At 75.0% G+C, this 22,015-nt stretch carries 15 protein-coding genes and 1 pseudogene; 10 read left to right on the top strand and 6 right to left on the bottom strand.

Translation table 11 applies throughout. The features are described 5' to 3' along the window. Positions 1 to 9: 9 nt before the first annotated feature. From SCK26_RS10375 to SCK26_RS10365, 3 genes are all read right to left on the bottom strand, one after another. Positions 10 to 909, bottom strand: coding sequence for an aminoglycoside phosphotransferase family protein (locus SCK26_RS10375; protein ID WP_318200992.1), 900 nt, complete (start codon positions 907 to 909; stop codon positions 10 to 12). Positions 910 to 1,309: 400 nt separating this feature from the next. Next, a complete protein-coding gene (locus SCK26_RS10370) occupies positions 1,310 to 1,822 on the bottom strand; it encodes a ferritin-like domain-containing protein (RefSeq protein WP_318200991.1) in 513 nt (170 codons plus the stop codon). Next, complete coding sequence (locus SCK26_RS10365) at positions 1,819 to 2,328, bottom strand: hypothetical protein (protein WP_318200990.1); 510 nt, start codon at positions 2,326 to 2,328, stop codon at positions 1,819 to 1,821. Before SCK26_RS10365 ends, SCK26_RS10370 begins: the two co-directional genes overlap by 4 nt. A gap of 241 nt (positions 2,329 to 2,569) precedes the next feature. Here SCK26_RS10365 and rimP point away from each other — a divergent pair, with 241 nt between their 5' ends. From rimP to SCK26_RS10320, 9 genes and pseudogenes are all read left to right on the top strand, one after another. Then, entirely contained in the window at positions 2,570 to 3,082 is a 513-nt protein-coding gene (rimP, locus tag SCK26_RS10360; protein WP_318200989.1) for a ribosome maturation factor RimP, read from the top strand. Positions 3,083 to 3,084: 2 nt separating this feature from the next. Then, the gene (gene nusA, locus SCK26_RS10355) at positions 3,085 to 4,071 is read left to right on the top strand and encodes a transcription termination factor NusA (protein WP_318200988.1); all 987 of its coding nucleotides are present in this window, start codon (positions 3,085 to 3,087) and stop codon (positions 4,069 to 4,071) included. A gap of 160 nt (positions 4,072 to 4,231) precedes the next feature. Beyond that, the gene (locus SCK26_RS10350) at positions 4,232 to 4,528 is read left to right on the top strand and encodes a YlxR family protein (RefSeq protein ID WP_318200987.1); all 297 of its coding nucleotides are present in this window, start codon (positions 4,232 to 4,234) and stop codon (positions 4,526 to 4,528) included. A 145-nt stretch (positions 4,529 to 4,673) separates the two neighbouring features. Continuing rightward, positions 4,674 to 7,766 (top strand): translation initiation factor IF-2, encoded by a 3,093-nt coding sequence (gene infB / locus SCK26_RS10345; RefSeq protein ID WP_318200986.1) that lies wholly within the window; start codon positions 4,674 to 4,676, stop codon positions 7,764 to 7,766. Positions 7,767 to 7,962: 196 nt separating this feature from the next. Continuing rightward, the gene (locus tag SCK26_RS10340; protein ID WP_318200985.1) at positions 7,963 to 8,259 is read left to right on the top strand and encodes a DUF503 domain-containing protein; all 297 of its coding nucleotides are present in this window, start codon (positions 7,963 to 7,965) and stop codon (positions 8,257 to 8,259) included. 52 nt (positions 8,260 to 8,311) lie between these two features. Then, the gene (gene rbfA / locus SCK26_RS10335; RefSeq protein WP_318200984.1) at positions 8,312 to 8,770 is read left to right on the top strand and encodes a 30S ribosome-binding factor RbfA; all 459 of its coding nucleotides are present in this window, start codon (positions 8,312 to 8,314) and stop codon (positions 8,768 to 8,770) included. After that, entirely contained in the window at positions 8,767 to 9,672 is a 906-nt protein-coding gene (truB, locus tag SCK26_RS10330) for a tRNA pseudouridine(55) synthase TruB (RefSeq protein ID WP_318200983.1), read from the top strand. The genes rbfA and truB overlap by 4 nt, the downstream gene beginning before the upstream one ends. A gap of 264 nt (positions 9,673 to 9,936) precedes the next feature. Beyond that, a pseudogene (locus SCK26_RS10325) lies at positions 9,937 to 13,452 on the top strand (serine protease). A 201-nt stretch (positions 13,453 to 13,653) separates the two neighbouring features. Then, positions 13,654 to 14,601 (top strand): bifunctional riboflavin kinase/FAD synthetase, encoded by a 948-nt coding sequence (locus tag SCK26_RS10320; RefSeq protein WP_318200982.1) that lies wholly within the window; start codon positions 13,654 to 13,656, stop codon positions 14,599 to 14,601. An 84-nt stretch (positions 14,602 to 14,685) separates the two neighbouring features. On the opposite strand, the gene SCK26_RS10315 is transcribed toward SCK26_RS10320, so the two are convergent. From SCK26_RS10315 to eccE, 3 genes are all read right to left on the bottom strand, one after another. Further along, positions 14,686 to 17,832, bottom strand: coding sequence for an SCO5717 family growth-regulating ATPase (locus SCK26_RS10315; protein WP_412080844.1), 3,147 nt, complete (start codon positions 17,830 to 17,832; stop codon positions 14,686 to 14,688). A 322-nt stretch (positions 17,833 to 18,154) separates the two neighbouring features. Then, entirely contained in the window at positions 18,155 to 18,952 is a 798-nt protein-coding gene (locus SCK26_RS10310; protein ID WP_412080730.1) for a hypothetical protein, read from the bottom strand. Then, positions 18,949 to 20,286 carry a type VII secretion protein EccE gene (gene eccE / locus SCK26_RS10305; RefSeq protein WP_318200979.1) on the bottom strand — a complete coding sequence of 446 codons (1,338 nt, stop codon included), beginning with the start codon at positions 20,284 to 20,286 and terminating at the stop codon, positions 18,949 to 18,951. The genes SCK26_RS10310 and eccE overlap by 4 nt, the downstream gene beginning before the upstream one ends. A gap of 197 nt (positions 20,287 to 20,483) precedes the next feature. Between eccE and eccB the strand changes: the two genes are divergently transcribed. After that, positions 20,484 to 22,013 carry a type VII secretion protein EccB gene (eccB, locus tag SCK26_RS10300; RefSeq protein ID WP_318200978.1) on the top strand — a complete coding sequence of 510 codons (1,530 nt, stop codon included), beginning with the start codon at positions 20,484 to 20,486 and terminating at the stop codon, positions 22,011 to 22,013. Positions 22,014 to 22,015 lie beyond the last annotated feature (2 nt).

The following is a 22,015-nucleotide window of genomic DNA, read 5'->3' as shown; positions in this document are numbered from 1 at the left end:
GCGTCGTCGCTACAGCCAGCCCGCGAACTCCAGCAGCAGTTCCGCGTCTCCCGGCCGGCCCACCCGCAGCGCCCGCACCCCGGACTCCACCGCCCGGAACAGCGTCCAGCCGCGCAGCCGGTCCTGGTCGACCTCCAGCGACTCCGCGAGCCGCTTGATCCGGCGCCGGGTGGTGGCCGGGCCGCCCGACTGCGCGATCAGGTCCTCCACCCGGTCCCGGACCAGCCGCGCCAGGTCGAAGGCGCTGTCCCCGACCACCGGGTCCGGGCCCACCGCGAGCCACGGCATCCGCTCGCCCGAGAGCACCTTGCTCTGCCGGAACGTGCCGTGCAGCAGCCGGTCCTCGGACGGCGCGGCCAGCAGCTCCTCCCGGGCGGCGAGCGCCGCCTCCACCAGCGGCGCCACCTCGGGATCGGCCTCGGCACCGGCCCGCATGGCCGCCGCCTGCCGCCCGGTGCGCTCGGCGACGGTCTCGAAGACGTGCCCGGCCGGCGGTTCCACCCACAGCCTGCGCAGCGTCCCCGCCGCCTCCAGCAGCGCCTTCGCCTCAGGCAGCGAGCGCACCGACACATCCGGGTGCAGCCGCTCCAGCAGCAGCGCCCCGTCCTGCGCGCCGTCGTCCAGCAGCTGTACGGCGCCCCGCCCGGCCCAGTGCGCCAGCGCCGCCCGCTCGCTCTCCGGGCGGGACCGGGGCGGCACCAGCTTCAGCACCGCCGGCGTGCCGTCCGGCCGCCGTACCAGCACCACCAGGCTGCTGCGCCCGCCCGGCACCTGCACCCGCTCGACGGTCAACCCGCGCCGGGCGACGGCCTCCTCGGCCGCCGCGGGCAGCCGCGCCAGCCAGTCGTCCCCGGCCGGTGCCGTCTCACCGAGCGCCCGCACCAGGCGCGGCGGCGGTTCCAAAGCCATGCGCGCGTCGTTCCCTTCGTGTGGGGTCCATGTCCGGTCACCGTCCGAGGCCACAGGGGCCGGGCCCGATCCCGTCCTGGTCCGTCTCCGGCCTTGCCTGGCCCGGTCCGGTCCTGTCCCGATCCGGTCTTGTCCTGTCCCCGGTCCGTGGTCCTATCCCGGCCCGGTCCCGTCTCGATCCGGTCCCGTCTCGATCCAGTGTGGCCCCGTCCTGATCCGGTCCGGTCTCCGGCCTCGTCCGGTCCCGGCCCGGTTCGTTCCGGACCGTTCACCGGGGACCGGACGCGCGGTCCCGCGTCCCCTTCCCGGTGCCGTCCTGCCGTCCTGCCGTCGGAGCCGGGCGACCGCGCCCGACCCGCGCGGCCCGCCCGGACCGGCGTACGAGCCGCGTGCCGGCTTCTCAGCGCCTCGCCGGGGCCGTGGTGGCCGTGGTGGAGGAGGAGGCCGACGAGGTCGTGCCGGCCGCGCCGGTCCGTTCGTCGGACCGCTCGGCGAGCCCAGGGAAGGCTACGCTCTCCCCGCTCCAGCGCACCGCCCGCACCGCCGCCTCCCGCAGCGCCCCGGCCGCCTCGGCCCGCCGCGCCCCGGTCGCCGCCCGCACCAGGTCCGCGTACACGCCGGCCACCCCCTGCTCCAGCCGCGCGGCCAGCCGCACCGCCGCCGTCCCGTCCGCGACCGGGAACGGAAGCGCGTACGCGGCGCTCGCCGCGACCGGCACGGCGCCCAGGTCGCGCACCGCGCGCACCAGCGCGTCCCGGCGCGCCCGGTGGGCGTCGTACGCCGCCCGCGCCTCGGGCCGGCGCCGCTCGCCGATCCGTCCGCCGACGACGCCGTAGCCGTACACCGCCGCGTGCTCCGCGGCCAGCGCCGCCTGCAGCGCGGTCACCTCGGCCCGCTCCGTCTCCTCGCTCACCGGGCTCCCTCCGCCAGCAGATACGCGTGCGCGGCCCCGGCCGCCGCGACCGACGCCAGCAGCCGGGCCACCTCGTCCGGCGCCTTCAGCAGATCCCGGGCCCGCCGGTCGGCGAGGGCGCGCTCGGCGGCGGCCAGCCCGGCGACGGCGTCCTTCTCGCGGGCGGGCACGGGCTCGGCCGAGGGCTTCGGCGCCGACGCCGAGGGTGCGGGCGTGCGGGTCGTACCGTCCTCGAACGCCGCCGCGTGCGCCGCGACCTGGGCGCGCAAGGGCCGCAGCCGGTCCGCCAGCGCGGGATGCGCGGCGAGCACGGCGTCGTACCGCGCCAGCAGCCCCCGGCTGTCGAGCGCCGCACGCGCGCGGGCCCGCGCGGTGGCCGACGGCCCGTCGTCGGCCGGGTCCGTGCCGGCCGAACACCCCGCCAGCACGGTGACGCCGGCGGCCGAGGCGAGCAGGGTTCTTCTGCGCGGTCCCGAGGGGATGCGCGACGGCGAGGGGTACGGCACGGCTGACGTCCTCGGGGGCTCGTACGAACACACGGGCGGGAACGGCGCCCGCCGTTGATCACGGTACCCGCGCGGCCGCTCGCCGCATGTCACCGGCTCGGCGGACCCGCCCGAGGGGCGCGCGGCGGTGTCGGTGCGCGGCCCGCCCGCCGCTGCGAACCACCCCTCGTCGGAGGCAGTACGCTTTGACCAGACACGCGACCCATCCCACAACAGCACACGCGGCCGAGGAGTCACCCGGATGAGCACCACCCAGAGCGAGAGGCTGCGAGAGCTGCTGGAACCGCTCGTCACCTCCCATGGGCTGGATCTCGAAGAGATCGCCGTGGACTCCGTAGGACGCAAGCGGGTGCTGCGCGTCGTCGTCGACTCCGACACCGGAGCGGACCTGGACCGGATCGCCGATGTGAGCCGCGCGCTCTCGGCGAAGCTGGACGAGACCAACGCGATGGGCGAGGGCGCGTACGACCTGGAGGTCGGCACCCCTGGCGCGGAGCGTCTCCTCACCGAGCACCGGCACTTCGTGCGCGCCGTCGACCGGCTCGTGAAGTTCCAGCTCACGGAGGGCGGCGAGCTGCTCGCGCGCATCCAGGAGGTCGACGACGAGGGCATCGGCGTGGAGGTCCCCGGGGTGAAGGGCCGCAAGGCCACCACCCGCAGGATCGGCTTCCCGGAGATCGCCAAGGCGCGCGTGCAGGTCGAGTTCAACCGCAAGGACAGCAAGAAGGACATGAAGGAAGAGGAGGAGGCGTAGCCGTGGACATCGACATGAGCGCCCTGCGGGGTTTGGTCCGGGAGAAGGAGATCTCCTTCGACCTGCTGGTCGAGGCGATCGAGTCGGCCCTCCTCATCGCCTACCACCGCACCGAGGGAAGCCGCCGACACGCGCGCGTGGAGCTCAACCGGGAGACCGGGCATGTGACCGTGTGGGCGAAGGAGGACCCCGAGGATCTCGCGGAGGGCCAGGAGGCCCGCGAGTTCGACGACACCCCGTCCGGTTTCGGCCGTATCGCCGCCACCACCGCCAAGCAGGTGATCCTGCAGCGGCTGCGCGACGCCGAGGACGACGCGACGCTCGGCGAGTACGCCGGCCGCGAGGGCGACATCGTCACCGGCGTGGTCCAGCAGGGCCGCGACCCGAAGAACGTGCTCGTGGACATCGGCAAGCTGGAGGCCATCCTGCCGGTGCAGGAGCAGGTGCCCGGCGAGACCTACCCGCACGGCATGCGCCTCAGGTCGTACGTCGTCCGCGTGGCCAAGGGCGTCCGCGGTCCGTCGGTGACCCTCTCCCGCACCCACCCGAACCTGGTGAAGAAGCTCTTCGCCCTGGAGGTGCCGGAGATCGCCGACGGCTCCGTGGAGATCGCCGCGATCGCCCGTGAGGCCGGTCACCGCACCAAGATCGCCGTACGGTCCACCCGTTCGGGCCTGAACGCCAAGGGTGCCTGCATCGGCCCCATGGGCGGCCGGGTGCGCAATGTGATGGGCGAGCTGAGCGGTGAGAAGATCGACATCGTCGACTGGTCGGACGACCCGGCCGAGATGGTCGCGAACGCCCTGTCACCCGCTCGGGTGAGCAAGGTGGAGGTCGTGGACATGGCCGCCCGCTCCGCGCGGGTGACCGTGCCGGACTACCAGCTGTCGCTGGCGATCGGCAAGGAGGGCCAGAACGCCCGCCTCGCCGCCCGCCTCACCGGCTGGCGCATCGACATCCGGCCGGACACCGAGCAGGCCGGCGCCTAGCCGGGAGCACGCCCCGAAGGCTCCGGACCAGGACCGGAGCCGGGGGAGCGGAGCCGCGGCCGGGGAATAGATACCGGCCGTCCGACGCTGAGATCACGACAACAGCCGTTCGATTCTTGCCCCAAAGGGGTGAGGTCGGTACGGGGAGGTAGACTTAACCGTGTCTGGCCGGACGCACACCCGAGTACGCCCTGAACGCACCTGTGTGGGGTGTCGGGAGCGGGCGGCCAAGAACGATCTCCTGCGGATCGTGAAGAGCGAGGACGCATGCGTCCCCGATCCTCGCGGTACGCTGCCCGGCCGGGGTGCCTATGTGCATCCCGCCCTGGTCTGTCTCGACCAGGCGGTACGCCGCCGGGCGTTCTCGCGGGCACTGCGCGTCCCGGGAGCGCTCGACACAAAGGCGTTGCGCCGATACGTCGAGCGGACGACAGTTGCCGAGCAGGCAACGCAGTAAGACGTGCCGTACGGAACCCCGTACGGTCTGGTACCTCGCGAGTCGAAAGCAGGTCGAGATTGCGATGAGCACTCGATGAGTACGCGATGAGTACGCCCATGAACTAGCGACGGTCCGGCTTCAACCCGGACCTCAAAGGAGCGAAGTGGCTAAGGTCCGGGTATACGAACTCGCCAAGGAGTTCGGTGTAGAGAGCAAGGTCGTCATGGCCAAGCTCCAGGAACTCGGTGAATTCGTCCGTTCGGCGTCTTCGACCATCGAAGCGCCGGTTGTACGCAAGCTGACCGACGCCTTCCAGGGCGGTGGCAGCGGCAAGTCCGCGAAGCCCGCCCCGCGCAAGGCCTCCCCCAAGCCCGCCGCGCCCGCCCCGGCGCAGGCGGCGCGTCCCGCTGCCCCGGCCCCGCGGCCGGCGGCGGCGGCGGCTCCCAAGGCTCCGGCGGCGCCCGCCGCCCAGCAGCCGGCCGCCCCGTCGGCCCCCGCCGCGTCCGCGCCGGCCCCGGCCGCCCCGGGCCCGCGCCCGGTGCCCGGTCCCAAGCCCGCGCCGCGCCCGGCCCCGGCCGCCCCGGAGTTCACCGCTCCGCCGGCCGCCCCGGCCGCGCAGACCCCGCAGGCTCCGGCCGCCCAGACTCCGCGTCCCGGCGGTGCCCGTCCCGGCGCCCCGAAGCCCGGCGGCTCCCGTCCGGCCCAGGGCCAGGGCCAGGCGCCCCGTCCGGGTCAGGGCGGTCAGCGTCCCGGCGGCCAGGCCCCGCGTCAGGGTGCCCGTCCGTCCGGTCCGCGCCCGGGCAACAACCCCTTCACCTCCGGCGGCAACGCCGGCATGGCCCGTCCGCAGGCCCCGCGCCCGCAGGGCGGCGCGCGCCCCGGCCCCGGCGGCCCCGGCGGCGCTCCGCGTCCCCAGGCGCCCGGCGCCCAGGGCGGCGGTCCGCGTCCGCAGGCTCCCGGCGGCCCGCGTCCGTCGCCGGCCGGCATGCCCCGTCCGCAGGGCGGTCCGCGTCCCGGCCCGGCCGGTCCGCGTCCCAACCCCGGCATGATGCCGCAGCGTCCCGCTGCCGGCCCGCGTCCGGGCGGCGGTGGCCCCGGCGGCCGCGGTCCCGGTGCCGGTGCTCGTCCCGGTGGCGGCGGCGGTCGTCCCGGTGGCGGCGGCTTCGCCGGCCGTCCCGGTGGCGGCGGCGGTGGCGGCTTCGCCGGCCGTCCCGGTGGTCCCGGTGGCGGCGGCGGTGGCTTCGCCGGCCGTCCGGGTGGTCCCGGCGGTGGCGGCGGTGGCCGTCCCGGCTTCGGTGGCCGTCCCGGTGGTCCCGGTGGCCGCGGTGGCACGCAGGGCGCCTTCGGCCGTCCCGGTGGTCCCGCGCGTCGTGGCCGCAAGTCGAAGCGGCAGAGGCGCCAGGAGTACGAGGCCATGCAGGCCCCGAGCGTCGGCGGCGTGATGCTGCCGCGCGGCAACGGCGAGACCATCCGTCTCTCCCGCGGCGCGTCGCTCACCGACTTCGCGGAGAAGATCAACGCCAACCCGGCGTCGCTCGTCGCGGTCATGATGAACCTCGGCGAGATGGTCACGGCCACGCAGTCCGTCTCCGACGAGACCCTGCAGCTCCTCGCCGACGAGATGAACTACTCGGTTCAGATCGTCAGCCCGGAGGAGGAGGACCGCGAGCTGCTCGAGTCCTTCGACATCGAGTTCGGCGAGGACGAGGGCTCCGAGGAGGACCTGGTCGTCCGTCCGCCGGTGGTGACCGTCATGGGTCACGTCGACCACGGTAAGACCCGACTGCTCGACGCGATCCGCAAGACGAACGTCATCGCGGGCGAGGCCGGCGGCATCACCCAGCACATCGGTGCCTACCAGGTCGCGACCGAGGTCAACGGCGAAGACCGCAAGATCACCTTCATCGACACCCCGGGTCACGAGGCGTTCACCGCCATGCGTGCCCGCGGTGCGAAGTCGACCGACATCGCGATCCTGGTCGTCGCGGCCAACGACGGCGTCATGCCGCAGACGGTCGAGGCGCTCAACCACGCCAAGGCGGCCGACGTGCCGATCGTGGTCGCGGTCAACAAGATCGACGTCGAGGGTGCCGACCCGACCAAGGTGCGCGGTCAGCTGACCGAGTACGGCCTGGTGGCCGAGGAGTACGGCGGCGACACCATGTTCGTCGACATCTCCGCCAAGCAGGGTCTGCACATCGACTCGCTGCTGGAGGCCGTGATCCTCACGGCCGACGCCTCGCTCGACCTGCGGGCCAACCCGCACCAGGACGCGCAGGGCATCTCGATCGAGTCCCGTCTCGACCGCGGCCGTGGTGCCGTGGCGACGGTCCTCGTCCAGCGAGGCACGCTGCGGGTCGGCGACACGATGGTCGTGGGCGACGCCTACGGCCGGGTGCGCGCCATGCTCGACGACAACGGCAACAACGTCGCCGAGGCCGGCCCGTCGACGCCGGTCCAGGTCCTGGGCCTGACCAACGTCCCGGGTGCGGGCGACAACTTCCTGGTGGTCGACGAGGACCGTACGGCCCGTCAGATCGCCGAGAAGCGCGCCGCCCGTGAGCGCAACGCCGCGTTCGCCAAGCGCACGCGCCGCGTGTCGCTGGAGGACCTGGACAAGGTGCTCAAGGCCGGCGAGGTCCAGCAGCTGAACCTGATCATCAAGGGTGACGCGTCTGGTTCCGTCGAGGCCCTCGAGTCCTCCCTGCTCCAGCTGGACGTCGGCGAAGAGGTCGACATCCGCGTCCTGCACCGCGGCGTCGGTGCGGTCACGGAGTCCGACATCGACCTGGCGATGGGCTCGGACGCCATCGTGATCGGCTTCAACGTCCGTGCGGCCGGCCGTGCCGCGCAGATGGCGGAGCGCGAGGGCGTGGACGTCCGGTACTACTCGGTCATCTACCAGGCGATCGAGGAGATCGAGGCGGCCCTGAAGGGCATGCTGAAGCCGGAGTACGAGGAGGTCGAGCTCGGCACGGCGGAGATCCGCGAGGTCTTCAAGTCGTCCAAGCTGGGCAACATCGCCGGTGTGCTCATCCGGTCGGGCGAGGTCAAGCGCAACACCAAGGCGCGCCTCATCCGCGACGGCAAGGTCGTCGCGGAGAACCTCACCATCGAGGGCCTGCGTCGCTTCAAGGACGACGTCACCGAGATCCGCGAAGGCTACGAGGGCGGTATCAACCTCGGAAACTTCAACGACATCAAGGTCGACGACGTCATCGCGACGTACGAGATGCGCGAGAAGCCGCGGGCGTAACAGCCCACGGTTCGTGCTGGCCGGCGGGATTTCGGTCCCGTCGGCCAGCGCGCCGTTTCCGCCCACCCGCTCCGGCGGGTGGGCGAGCGGGGTCCGGGGGCCGAGCCCCCGGAAAACCCGGTCGAGCCGTCGGCGGGCAAGCGGTACCGTGGCTCCAGGCCATCGATCCCGTACCGGCGGGTAAACCGGCACAGACATGTACGTGGGGACTCTGTCCTTCGACCTCCTCCTCGGCGACGTCCACTCGCTGAAGGAGAAGCGCTCCCTCGTCCGCCCGATCGTCGCCGAGCTCCAGCGGAAGTACGCGGTGAGCGCGGCCGAGGTGGATCACACGAACCTCCATCGGCGGGCGGTCATCGGCCTCGCCGTGGTCTCCGGTGACGCGGCGCACCTCACCGACGTGCTGGACCGGTGCGAACGGCTGGTCGCCGCCCGCCCCGAGGTGGAGCTGCTGTCGGTCCGGCGCCGCTTCCACGGCGAAGACGACGACTGACGACGACCAGACCACAGAACGCAAGCAAGAAGAAAGAACGGGAGACGGACCAGTGGCCGACAACGCGCGGGCGAAAAGGCTGGCGGACCTCATCCGGGAGGTGGTGGCCCAGAAGCTGCAGCGCGGGATCAAGGACCCGCGGCTCGGCTCACACGTCACCATCACGGACACCCGGGTCACGGGTGACCTGCGGGAGGCGACCGTCTTCTACACGGTCTACGGCGACGACGAGGAGCGGAAGGCCGCCGCGGCGGGCCTGGAGAGCGCCAAGGGCATCCTGCGCTCCGAGGTGGGCCGCGCGGCCGGGGTGAAGTTCACGCCGACCCTGGCCTTCGTCGCGGACGCCCTGCCGGACACCGCCCGGACCATCGAGGACCTCCTCGACAAGGCCCGGCAGTCCGACGAGAAGGTGCGCGAGACGGCCACCGGCGCCACGTACGCCGCCGGCGCCGACCCCTACCGCAAGCCGGCGGACGACGACAGCGACACGGACGGCGACGCCACCGAATGACCCAGAAGCACACCACGCCCGACGGCCTCGTCATCGTCGACAAGCCGTCGGGCTTCACTTCGCACGACGTGGTCGCCAAGATGCGCGGGATCGCGAGGACCCGCCGCGTCGGCCACGCCGGCACCCTCGACCCGATGGCCACCGGCGTCCTGGTCCTCGGGGTCGAGCGCGCCACCAAGCTCCTCGGGCACCTCGCGCTCACCGAGAAGGAGTACCTGGGCACCGTCCGCCTGGGCCAGACCACGCTCACCGACGACGCCGAGGGCGAGATCACCTCGTCCACCGACGCCTCCAAGGTGACCCGGGACGGCATCGACGCCGGCATCGCCAAGCTCACCGGCGACATCATGCAGGTGCCGTCCAAGGTCAGCGCCATCAAGATCGACGGTGTCCGGTCGTACAAGCGGGCCCGTGACGGCGAGGAGTTCGAGATCCCCGCCCGGCCGGTGACCATCTCCTCCTTCGCCGTGCACGACGTCCGGGACGCGGTCGCCGAGGACGGCACGGCCGTGCTCGACCTGGTGGTGTCGGTGGTCTGCTCCTCCGGCACCTACATCCGCGCCCTCGCCCGGGACCTGGGCGCCGGTCTCGGCGTCGGCGGCCACCTCACCGCCCTGCGCCGCACCCGGGTCGGCCCCTACAAGCTGGACGCGGCCCGGACGCTGGACCAGCTCCAACAGGAGCTGACCGTGATGCCGATGGCACAGGCCGCGGACGCCGCGTTCCGGCGGTGGCAGGTCGACGCCAAGCGGGCCCGGCTGCTGCTGAACGGCGTCCGGCTGGAGATGCCCGAGGAGTACGCGGGCGCCGGCGCGGTGGCCGTGTTCGACTCCGAGGGCCGCTTCATCGCGCTCGTCGAGGAGCACCGGGGCAAGGCCAAGAGCCTGGCCGTCTTCGGCTGAGCCCGGCCGGCCCCCGCGGAAAGCCCCTTCACCCGTCCGCCGTGGAGCGGCGGCCGGCCACGAGCCGGGCGCCGCTCCACGGTCCCCCTCTTTTCCCCCATCCCTAACGTTGTCCGGCAGCCCTCGTTCATTCACCCGAGCGGACGGGCGCTCGGAGTGAACAGGGGGAGCGGAAGGGGGCGCGTTCGCCGCGAGAACTGTTCCGGTCCGCCCCGCGTGCCTACGGTCGGGGCAGGGCACGGGGACGGGCGGGGAGGTACGGCCATGGCGGAACGGGGCCCGCGCACCGAAGGCGGGCGCCGGGAGCGGGAGGGACACGCGTACGGGGAGCCCGGACCCGGTGTCCCGGCCGTGCACGGCGGCCTTCCCGACGCCGCCCGGTCCGCCGGCGCCGACCCCGCCCTCGTACGCATCCGGGACCTGTCCGGCCGTGCCCTCGGCCTCGGCTTCCTCGCCGACCACGAAGGCACCCTGCTCACCAGCCACGAGACCGTCGACGGCCGGCCCCGGCTGCTGCTGCACGCCCCCGGGGAGCGCACCCGGCCGGTCACCGCCGACGCGGTCACCCCGCTGCCGAGCCTGGGCCTCGCCCTGATCCGCACCGAGGGCCTCGGCGCGGACCCGCTGCCGCTGACCGTACGGGAACGGATCGACGCGGGCAGCTACGTACGGATCGCCGCCGGCTGCTGGCGGGAGGCGCGGGTGCTGGGCGCCACCCCGGCCACGTACACCGCCGGTGACGGCTGCCACCTCCTGAAGGACGCGCTGGAGCTGGCCATCGGCACGGCGGGCCGGGACGCGCTGCGGCCCGGCGGGGGCGCGGCCGGGGGCCGGTGCGCGACGCCCGCACCGGCGCGGTCGTCGGCGTCCTCGGCACCGCCCTCGGCACCGACGGGCGCCAGGCGGCCTTCGCGGCGCCGCTGCGGCCCGCCGACGGCGCCCTCGCCGCACTGCTCGCCCGCAACGCGGCCACCGTGCCCGCCTACGGCGCCGACCTCAACCTCGCCGGCATCCTCCAGCTGACCACGACCTCGGTCGGCCAGGACGGCCCTGCGGATACCACCGGCCCGATCGAGCGTCCCGGCGTCGCCCGCGAGCTGGCCGCTCGCCGACGGCGCCCGGCCCGTGCTCGGCCTGGTCGGCGCGCCGGGCAGCGGCCGGACGACACAACTCGCGGCGCTCGCCGCCCAGCGCGCCCGGGGCACGCGGCCCGCGCCCACCCTGTGGCTGCGCGGCGCCGACCTGACGGCCGGCGACGGCTCCGTGGCCGACGCCGCGCGCCGCGCCCTGGCCCGCGCCGCCCGGATCGTCGCCGCGTCCGGTGCCGTCCGCCCCGACGACCCCGGCGACGTCACCCCCGACCGCCTGGCCCGCCTCGCCGCCCGGGCCGGCCGCCCGCTGCTGCTCCTCCTCGACGGCCCCGAGGAGATGCCCCCGGACCTCGCCCACCGGCTGCCCGAGTGGACCCGGGGCACGGCCGACTGGCTCCGCCGGGCCGGGGCCCGCCTGGTGATCGCCTGCCGGGAGGAACACTGGGAACGCGCGGGCCGCGCGTTCCCCGCCGACCTGCTCCACGCACCGGCGGACGGCCGGGGAACCGCCGCCCGCCTGCCTCCGTGCCTGCTCCTCGGCGACCTCACCGCCGACGAGGGCCGCCGGGCGCGCGCCCGGTACGGCATCCCGGACGGCGCGCTCGCCGAACGGGACGCGCGGCACCCGCTCACGCTCCGGCTGCTGTCCGAGGTCCGGTCCGCCGCCCCCGACGTCCCGCTCCCCGCGCCCCTGGACCGGCACGACGTCTTCGCCGCCTATCTCGACCTGGTGTGCCTGCGCGTGGCGGTCCGCCTCGCCGCCGCCGGCGGACTGCGCGGCACGGCCGTACGGCGGCTCGCCGCGCGGGTGGCCGGGCAGGTGCACGAGGCGGCCCGGCGCAGCCTCGGGCCCGGGCAGGGCGGGCTGGACCGGGAGTCGTTCGAGGCCGTGTTCCCGTGGGGACCCGCCCCGGCCGGCCTCGGCGCCGGCACCGGCTGGGCCTCCGCCGTCCTCGCCGAGGGCCTGCTCGTCCCGGCCGGCGACGGCTACCGCTTCGCCCACGAGGACCTGGCCGACTGGCTGCACGGCATGCACCTGGACCTCGACGAGGCCCTGCGCGCCCTGCTGCACCCGCCCGGCGAACGCCCCGGAGAGCCCCGCACCGCACCCGTGCCGCACCACCGCGTCGGCCCCGTCGTCCACTCCCTGCTGTTCCTCGCCCGCCAGCACGGCGCCGGTCGACTGGGTTCGCGCTTGACGGAGTTGGCCGACGCCCTGGACCGCGACACCGGCTCCTGGTGGGCCGCCCGGCTGCTCGCCCGGACCCTGCTCCAACTCCCGGACGCCACGCCGTACACCGGGGTGCTGCGCCTGCTCGCCGACCGGATCGTCACCTGGCGCCATGCCCGGCGGCCCGTCCCGGCCGAGTTCGGCCCCGCCTTCTGGACCGCGCTGCCCGTCCCCGACGCCGAACGCCTGGACCTGCTGCGCCGCCTCCTCCCGGCGGACCCGGCGCCGTCCGCACCGGCCGCCCGCCACCTGGACGCCGTCGCCGCACTGCTCGCCGCCGCACCCGGCGTCGTACAACCCCTGCTCACCCGCTGGTTCACCGACGAGCGCCCGCTGCCCGAAACCCCGCACGCCACCGTGGCCACGGCCGCGCAGGCGCTGCTGCACACCCACCGGCACCGCGCGCCCGACGACCTCACCGAGGTGCTGGCGGCCTGCCCCCACCCGCGCGCCGGAGAACTGCTCGGCGCCCTCGCCGAGGACGAACCCTCGGCTCTGTGCCGGGCCGCCGACCGCTGGGCGCGGGACGAACGCCCCGCCCGCCGCGCCGCGGCCGTCACCTTCGCACTGCGCGCCGCTCCCCACGTCCGTACGGCGGCGGACCGCGCGCTGCTGCGCCGCGCCGCCCTTGCCGTCCTCGCCCGCCCCGCCGACCGCGCCCTGTACGGCGGCGCCCGCACCGTACTGGTCCACGACCCGCACCTCCGCGACCGCCATCTGGCCGCGGCCCTCGGCCACTTCGCCGACGGCGACCCGCTCATCCCGCCGAGCGCCCTCGTCCCGGCCCTCGCCACGCACCCGGAACCGGTCATGGAGGCCTTCCGCGCCCGGCTGCGCACCCCCGGCGCGAGCGGCTGCGCGGACGCGGCCCTGCGCGCCCTCGCCGAGTCCGCCGCCCCCGCCCTCGTCCAGCCGGTCGCCGCACTCGTCCGGGAGACGGTGGAGCTGCGCCCGGAGACCGCCGGACACCTCGCCCGCCGCGTCGGCCGCCGCCTCGACCGCGGCCCCGCCGTCCTGCTGCCTCTCGTCACCACCCTGCTCGACGGCGGCCCGGAACCCCTCCGGGCGGCCCTCGCCACCGTCCTGGCCGGCGCCGGCACGCCCGCCTCCCGCCCGCTCCGCCGCGAGCTGCTGGAGTTCCTGCTCGACCGGGAAACAGACCCGGCCGTCCTGGACGCCGTCCTGCACGCGGCGGCGGCCCGGGAGGACACCGGCGGCGGCCCGGACGAGGAGGAGACCCGGTGCCTGCTCCACCGCACCGGCCTGCTCCTCGTCCGCACGCCCGAGGGCGCCGCCCGCTGCGACCGGGCCCTGTCCGGTCTCGTCCGGCAGGTGCCCGGCTTCGCCGCGCGCCTGGCCCGCTGGCTGACCGACGCCCCGGACGACTGGGCCGCCGTGGTGGGCCCCGGCGCCCGCCGCGTGATCGAGGAACTGGCGGGCGTGCGCGTGCCGGCCTGAGGGGTCCGGGGCGATCGCGGGCGGGCCCCGACCGGCCTGGGCGGATACGGGGCATACGCGCACCGGCAGGGGCGGCGCCGGGGACGTGCGCCCCGTCACAGCCCCCATGCCGATGCTGGCGCGCAGCACCCGGCATGGCACCCTTAGACCTGCACAACGAGGTCAAGACAGACACGGACAAGGGTTCGAGGAGCGGTCACAGTGCAGCGCTGGCGTGGCTTGGAGGACATCCCCCAGGACTGGGGGCGCAGCGTCGTCACCATCGGTTCCTACGACGGCGTCCACCGCGGCCACCAGCTGATCATCAAGCACGCCGTCGACCGCGCCCGCGAACTCGGCGTACCGGCCGTCGTCGTCACCTTCGACCCGCATCCCAGCGAGGTGGTCCGCCCCGGCAGCCACCCGCCGCTGCTCGCGCCGCACCACCGCCGCGCCGAGCTGATGGCCGAGCTGGGCGTCGACGCGGTCCTCGTCCTGCCCTTCACCACCGAGTTCTCCAAGCTGTCGCCCGCCGACTTCGTGGTGAAGGTCCTGGTGGACAAGTTGCACGCCAAGGCGGTCGTGGAGGGCCCCAACTTCCGCTTCGGCCACAAGGCCGCCGGCAACGTCGAGTTCCTCACCGAACAGGGCAAGACCTACGACTTCGAGGTCGAGGTCGTCGACCTGTACGTCACCGGCGCGGCGGGCGGCGGCGAGCCGTTCTCCTCCACGCTGACCCGCCGTCTGGTCGCCGAGGGCGATGTCGCGGGCGCCCGCGAGATCCTGGGCCGACCGCACCGCGTGGAGGGCGTCGTCGTCCGCGGCGCCCAGCGCGGCCGGGAACTGGGCTTCCCGACGGCCAACGTCGAGACGCTCCCGCACACCGCCGTCCCCGCCGACGGCGTCTACGCGGGCTTCCTGCACGCCCAGGGCGAGGCCATGCCGGCCGCCGTCTCCGTCGGCACGAACCCGCAGTTCGACGGCACCGAGCGCACGGTGGAGGCATACGCCATCGACCGCGTCGGCCTTGATCTGTACGGCCAGCACGTCGCCGTCGACTTCCTCGCCTATGTGCGCGGCCAGGCGAAGTTCGAGTCGCTGGAGGCCCTGCTGGAGCAGATGGCCGAGGACGTCGAGCGCTGCAAGGAGATCGTGGCGGCGGAGAAGTAGTCCCCGTCGCTCTGGCGTGCGTCGGCTCTACGACGCGAAAGGGCGGCCGGTGCACCGAGCACCGGCCGCCCTTTTCCGTGCGTCCTACTGCTGCGGGGGCGGGGCCTGCGGAGGCTGCTGACCCGGGTACGGCTGCGGCTGGGCCTGCGGCTGCCCGGGCTGCGGGTAGCCGCCGGGCTGGGCCGGGTACGGCTGCGGCTGGCCCTGCTGCGGCGGGTACGGCTGCTGCGCCGGGGCGTACGGCTGGCCGGGTGCCTGCGGATACGGCTGGCCCGGTGCCTGCGGATACGGCTGGCCGGCGCCGTACACCTGCTGGCCGGGCGCCGCGGCCTGGCCCGGCAACGGCGGGGCGGCCACCGGCGGCGGGTTGCCGTCGCTCGTCCACAGTCCGTGCGCCTGCTGGTGCCGGGTGAAGTCCTCGGCGATCAGCGCGGCGAGGTTGAAGTAGGCCTCGCGCGTCTTCGGCCGCATCATGTCGAGGTCGACCTCGGCACCGGCGGCCAGGTGCTCGTCGAACGGCACGACGACGACTCCGCGGGTGCGGGTCTCGAAGTGCGCCACGATGTCCTCGACCTTGATCATCTTGCCGGTCTCGCGGACGCCGGAGATCACGGTGAGGGACCGGGAGACCAGGTCGGAGTATCCGTGCGCGGAGAGCCAGTCCAGCGTCGTACTGGCGCTGCTGGCACCGTCCACGGACGGCGTGGAGATGATGATCAGCTGGTCGGCCAGGTCCAGCACCCCGCGCATGGCGCTGTAGAGCAGACCGGTGCCCGAGTCGGTCAGGATCACCGGGTACTGCCGGCCGAGGACGTCGATCGCCCGCCGGTAGTCCTCGTCGTTGAACGTGGTCGAGACGGCCGGGTCCACGTCGTTGGCGATGATCTCCAGACCCGACGGGGCCTGGGAGGTGAACCGCCGGATGTCCATGTACGAGTTCAGGTACGGGATGGCCTGGACGAGGTCGCGGATGGTGGCCCCGGTCTCCCGGCGCACCCGGCGCCCGAGCGTTCCCGCGTCCGGGTTGGCGTCGATGGCCAGGATCTTGTCCTGCCGCTCGGTGGCCAGGGTGGAGCCGAGCGCGGTCGTCGTGGTCGTCTTGCCGACACCGCCCTTGAGGCTGATGACCGCGATCCGGTAGCAGGACAGCACCGGCGTGCGGATCAGCTCCAGCTTCCGCTGCCGCTCGGCCTCCTCCTTCTTCCCGCCCAGCTTGAACCGGCCGCCCGCCGCGGCGGGCCGGCCGCTCTTCGCCTTCTGCTTCTTGTTGTTGAGCAGCCGGTCCGAGGACAGCTCCACGGCGGCGGTGTAACCGAGCGGCGCGGCGCCGGGGTTGGTCGGCTGCCGCTGGTCGTGCTGCACGGGCTGCGGCCACGCGGCACCGGTGCGCGGATCGACCGGCGCCTGCGGGACACCGGGCGCGGCGGGACCGGCCCCGGGGGTCTGCGGCGGCTGGGGGAAGCCGTAACCGCCCGGCGGGGTAGGGGTGTTGGGGGCCGGCTGGGGGCCGGCCGCGGGTGCGGTGGGCTGGTTCGGGTGGGGTGCCGGGGGTTGCGGGAAGCCGTAGCCGCCGGGCTGGGGGAAGCCGTATCCGCTGGGTGGGGTGGGGGTGTTGGGGGCCGGCTGGGGGCCGGCCGCGGGTGCGGTGGGCTGGTTCGGCTGGTGCCACGCGGCGGGCGCGGGCTGCGGGGGCTGCGGCTGGAACGGCGGCTGCGCGCCGGGCGCACCGGCCGGTGCCCGGCCTTCCGCCGGCTGGGACTGCGGGCCCGGCATCGGTCCGGGCTGCTGCGGCCACTGGGCGGCGGGCGCGGGGGCGGCGGGCTGGTACGCGGGCGGCAGCGGAGGCAGCCCGTCCTGCGGCGGGGGCGGCGGTGTCCAGCCGGGCTGGGCGCCCTGCGGAACCGGGGCAGCGGGCGGCACGGCGCCGTACGGGGCACCGGGGCCGGGCTGCGGGGGCGCGGGAGGCTGGGGGAAGCCGTGGCCGCCGGGCTGGGGGACGGCGGGTTGCTGGGGGTGCGGGGGGTTCGGGAAGCCGTAGGCACCGGGCTGGGGGGCTCCGGGCTGCGGGGTGGCCGGAGGCTGGGGGAAGCCGTAGCCGCCGGGCTGCGGGGCGTCCGTGGGAGGCTGCGCGGTGGGCTGCCGGGCGGTGTCGTCCGTGGGATCGCCGGCCGGGGTGCCGTCACCCGGAGCGTCGTCCTTCGGCGCGCCGTCCTCGGACTCGCTCTGCCGAGCCGCGTCGTCCTGGGCCGCGCCGTCCTCGGCCGTGTTCTCCCGCGCCGTGCCGTCCTCCTCTCCGGCACCCGTTTCCTCGGCGGACTCCTCGGCAGGCTTCCCGGCCGCGCCGTCCTCCGTCACGGAACCCTCGGCGACGGCCGGTTCCGCGTCCTTGCGACCGTCCTCGTCCTCCTCGGACGCGGAGTCACCAGCCGCGGCGGCGTCCGGGCCGGCGGCCTCCGCCACCGTGCCCTCACCCGCGGTGCCCTCGCCGTCCTCGTCGCCCAGAGAGTCCCCGGAGTCCCCGGAGTCCCCGGAGTCCTTGGTACCGGCGCCTCCGGCCGAATCACCGGCAACCTCGGCGGACTTGACCTCGGCCGCCGCACGCTCGGCGAACTCGGCCAGCTCGCGCTTCAGGGCGCCCGCGGAGAACCGCATGGTCGCCCCGCTCTCCAGGTCCCCGTTGTCCGTCTCCTGCCCGGCCGGCCGCGGCTGCTGCGGCTCGAAGCCCTCGGGCAGCCGCGGCATCGGCACGGGGCCGCCGGCCGGCGGCGCGGGCTGCGCGGCCGGAGCGTACGGCGCACCCTGCGGAGCGGGCGGAGTGTACGGCGCGCCTTGCGGGGCGGGCGGGGCGTACGGCGTCCCCTGCGGAGGCGTGGCCCCGTGCACCGGAGCGGACGGCGGATACGCGGGCCCCTGCTGCGGGACGAACGGAGTCCCCGGCGGCGGCGCGAACGGCGTGCCTTGCTCAGGGGTGCCCGTCGGGTGGGCGGCCGGTGGCGGCACGGCACCGGGGGCCGGCGGGTTCGCCGGGAACGACGGCACCGCGGAGCCGCCCGGAGCGTTCGGGCCGTCGGAGCCGGCGAAACCGCCCGCGCCCGAGGAGCCCTCCTGCGCACCGGAGGCGTTCTGCGTGTACCAGGCGGGGGGAGCGTAGTCGATGGTGAACTCGCCGGTGGTCTCGACGGCCTCCGCGTCGGGCTGGTCATCGCCGGGTGTGTCCCAGCCCCCGCGCATCCCGTCCCGATCGCTGCTCACAATTCCTCCTGGTGTGGTCGAGCACCCTCATGCCGTGCCGGGGCGACCATGTCGTGTCGTACCGAGTCGTCCGTAGTCGTGCGGGGCGGTCCGGCTCGCCGGACCCGCCCCCGGGACACCGACGCCCGGCCCACGGGTCCTGCCATCGCGCCCGCTCCCAGCCTAATCACCGGAAGCCGCACCTCGGCAGGCCCGGCCGCCTCTCCGCGCCCGCCCACCAAGCCGGCGCCCGCCCAAAGACGCCCCACCCGTCCCACCAGGCCACCAGGACGACCGAACAAAAGGGACAGGCAAGGGCAGTTCAGTCCATCCGGCGTGGGGTGCCCAACAATCCGATCTCGGCGTCCGTGGGCTGGGTCAGCACGTACTGCCGGTCACGGTCGGAGCACCACAGGGTGACCCCGTCGGGCAGCGCCGGCAGCGACTCCACCTCGGTCCGCGACAGCCCCATCGTGCGCCCCAGTTCGGCCGCCTCGTCCGGCGAGACCCGCTGGATCCCGGCGAGCCGCGCCTGCCGCAGCAGCCGGGGCGCGACCGGGCTGAGGTACGGCAGCAGCGTCAGCACCGACTGCCAGGGACCGGACACCACCCGGCCGCGCGGGGGCCGCATACCGCAGTCCCGCACCACCAGCACCGGCGTACCGGCGGAGGCACCCTGCGGCGGGACGCGCCCGACGTCGTACACGGACAGCCCGTTCTGGCCGCCGCCCATCGCGTGCACCATCTGCATCCAGGCCTGCGGCCGGCCGGTCTCCACGGCGACCCGGGCACCCGTGGCGGCCGCGCGCAGCGCCAGGACCTGCGCGGTCCACAGGCCGCCGATCAGGACGACGTCGTAGGGCGTGGGCCGGTTGATGCCGAGCACGGCCGGCTGTCCCTCGGCGTCGACACCGGCCACCACCCCGTCGTCCCCGATGGGCAGGGCCAGCGCGTCCAGTTGCTGCACGGGCAGGGCGTGCCGGCCGTGCCGGGGCCCGATCAGGCCCAGCCCGTGCCGCAGCCGGTCCACCGCGCGCCGCGGCCCGGACGGCTCCCGCGTTCCCGGCGCCGCCGAGGAAACCGGGCCCGCACCGGGAGGAGTCGTCGCCATCGTCGTCACCGCGCACCTCCGAGGGGCAAAGTGGCCAGCATGCCGGGCAGCTGCTCGCGGTCCAGCCGGGCCAGGCCCGCCCCGGACTGCCGGGCCGCGGACTCCAACGCCCGTCGCGCCGCGACGAGTTCGTCGTCACTGCGGCCGGTCACCCGCAGGTGCCCGCACAGCGACACTTCCTGCCGCTCCCCGGGCGCGAGCGTCAGACTGAAGGTGGTCGCCAGGGCCGGTATCGCCGTGACCCGGGCGACGAACTGGGGCAGGGACTCGGCCCGGCCGCCGCCGAGCGGGGGCCAGCGCCGCACCCAGTAGGTGGTGTGCCGCCGGTTGTCACAGCGCCAGCTGCGCCCCGACTCCTCCGTACGCCGCTCCCGGGTCTCGCTGCGCCCCGCCTCCGCGGTGACCAGCGGATTGGCGCAGGCGGAGGTGGCGAGGGCGGCGACCAGCTCCTCCTCGTCCAGCACCCGCGCTCGCAGGCCCGCGCCGGTCAGCCGGCTCGCCAGATGGTCCGCGGCCCGGACCACACACTTCTGCGCGCCCTCCAGTCCGCCGCCGCGCGCGGCCACGGCCTCCGCGCACAGCTCGGGGTCCAGCTTCAGCGCGATCCAGGTGATGCGCACGGCCGGGGCGCCGGTCTGCTCCTGCAACGGGATGTAGTTGGCGACGGCCACCGACTGCTGGGGCAGATGCAGCGCGGGCGCCGGCTGCGTGTGCAGCACGATCTGCGCGGACTCCAGACGGATTCCGTCCACCTCCAGCGCGTCCCGCACCAGGCCCAGCGGCAGCGGCTGACGGCTCCGCTCGGCACGCAGCGCGGTCGCGTCGGCCTCCACCTGGAGCACGGCCGTGACGAACGTGCCGTCCCCGACGATGCCGGCCGGCCGCCGGTCCCGCGGGCCGTACGAGTACGTACGCAGGGCCGGCTCGCACTCCACCGCCGGGACCAGTCCGGGCTCCGTGCCCGGCGGTATCGGGGTGTTCGCGGCCCGCTTCTGCCGTGCCCGCAGCTCCCGCGCGGTGGCGAGCCACTCCGGCAGGGACCGGCCCCGCCGCCGTACGAAGGCCAGCAGGAGCAGCACCAGCGCGACCACCGCCGCCGGCACCAGGGCCGCCATGCCGACCGCCCAGCCGACGAGCAGCACGGCCGCCGCCAGCTCCACCAGCACGAGCCGTTGCAAACGGAACGAGCCGGCCTGGCCGGGGCGTTGCCTGAGGCCGGGCGTGACCTGCTGGCGGTCGCCGCCGCGCCGGGCGGACGCGCCGCGCGGCGCGGACCCGGACCCGGCCGCACGGCCTCGTGCCGCCGACCGGCCGCGCGCTCGCGTCCGCGTTCCGGAAGCCATCACTCCATCCCCCCGATTTGCTCACAACTCGCTGGAACCAGGCCACTGAACAAGGCCCTTGAGGGCCCAGGTACCCTACCCGCTCCACGAGACCCGCTCCGTACCAGGCATAGTAGGGGCCGGGTCCGACAACGGAGGGCGGGGGAGCGTGGTCCCCGGGCGCGCTCCGCGTGAGTCACGGGGAGAAACAGGCACAGATGGCATCTCGGCGGGACCAACTCAACGCCTACACCTTCGCGAAGCGCCGCATGCTCGCCTCGTTCGTGCAGTCGTCACCGGATGCCTCCGACGAGGGAGCCCCCCGGCCGCTGCGCGCGATCCTGCCCGGCGCGATCGTCGGCGTGGTCGTGCTGGCGGCCTTCGGCGCCTGGGGGATGTTCAAGCCGACGGCCCCGCAGGGCTGGAACGCCCCCGGACAGAAGGTGATCATCGCCAGCAAGTCCACCACCCGGTACGTCGTCCTGAAGACCGAGAACAAGGTCCAGCTCCACCCGGTCCTCAACATGGCGTCGGCCAAGCTCGTCCTGGACACCCAGAGCGACGTCGACGTGGTCACCGTCGACGAGTCGGTGCTCGACAACGGCAAGATCCCGCACGGCGTCACCATCGGCATCCCCTACGCCCCCGACCGGCTGCCCTCCGGCAAGGAGGCCGGCGCGGCCAAGGAGTGGGCGGTCTGCGAGCGCCCGAGCGGCAGCGGCGGCTCCGTGCAGAAGGCCGCGTTCGTCCTGGCCGAACGGGACCGGGACAAGCTCCGCGGCAGCCGGCAGAAGCTGCGCGGCGGCGAACTCCTCTACGTCGCCACGCCGGACCACAAGGAGTACGTGGTCGACGCGCACGGCCGGGCCTACCCCGTGGCCGCCGACGACAGCCTGCTGCTCCAGACCATCGTGGGCGCCGACCGCACCCCGCAGCGGGTGACCAAGGCATGGATCGACACCCTGCACCCGGGCGACCCGATCAGCTTCCCGGCGGTCACCGGCGTGCCCGGCGCCGCCGCGAACGCCCCCGGCCAGCTCGATGCCCAGGCCAACCGCGTCGGCATGGTGCTGCGCGCCCCCGTCAACGGCCACGAACAGTACTTCGTCGTCCTCTCCGGCCGGGTCGCCCCGGTCTCCGACTTCGTCGCCCAGCTCCTGCTGGCCAGCACCGACCTCGTGAAGCTCGGCCAGAACGGTCACGCCCAGGAGGTCAGCGCGGGCGCCATCACCCGGGGCGAGCCCTTCGCCGCCGACCACACCTGGCCCACCGAGAAGCCCAGCGCCGTCAACAACCCGGCCACGACCGACGGCAGCCGCAACACCGTCTGCAACGTCCTCAACCACGTCGACCCCGACAACGGCGCCACCACCCTGAGCACCTGGGCCGGCACCGACTTCCCGGCGGTGCTGCCCACCGGCTCCTCCAGCGCCTACGTCACCGCCGGCTCCGGCCAGCTCTACCGCCAGTTCCAGGGCCGGGAGACCAAGGCCGGCCCGGTCTTCCTGGTCACCGACACCGGTCTGCGCTACGCCCTGCAGTCCAACGACGACAGCGCCGGCGACGACAAGGGCATCGGCGTCTCCGCCAAGCAGCGCAAGCAGCTCCAGCAGGAGGCCAAGCTGGCGCAGACCCGCCTCGGCTACGCCGACGTCGGTCCCGCCCCGATCCCCGCACCCTGGTCGAAGTTCCTGCCGACCGGCCCCCGCCTGTCGACCGCGGCGGCCCGCCAGCCGCAGGGTTCCTGAGG

The sequence above is a fragment of the Streptomyces sp. SCL15-4 genome, from assembly GCF_033366695.1.
Lineage (GTDB): Bacteria > Actinomycetota > Actinomycetes > Streptomycetales > Streptomycetaceae > Streptomyces.
The sequence above is the reverse complement of the archived record's forward strand: the minus strand, read 5'-3'. Positions and strand labels throughout refer to the sequence as shown.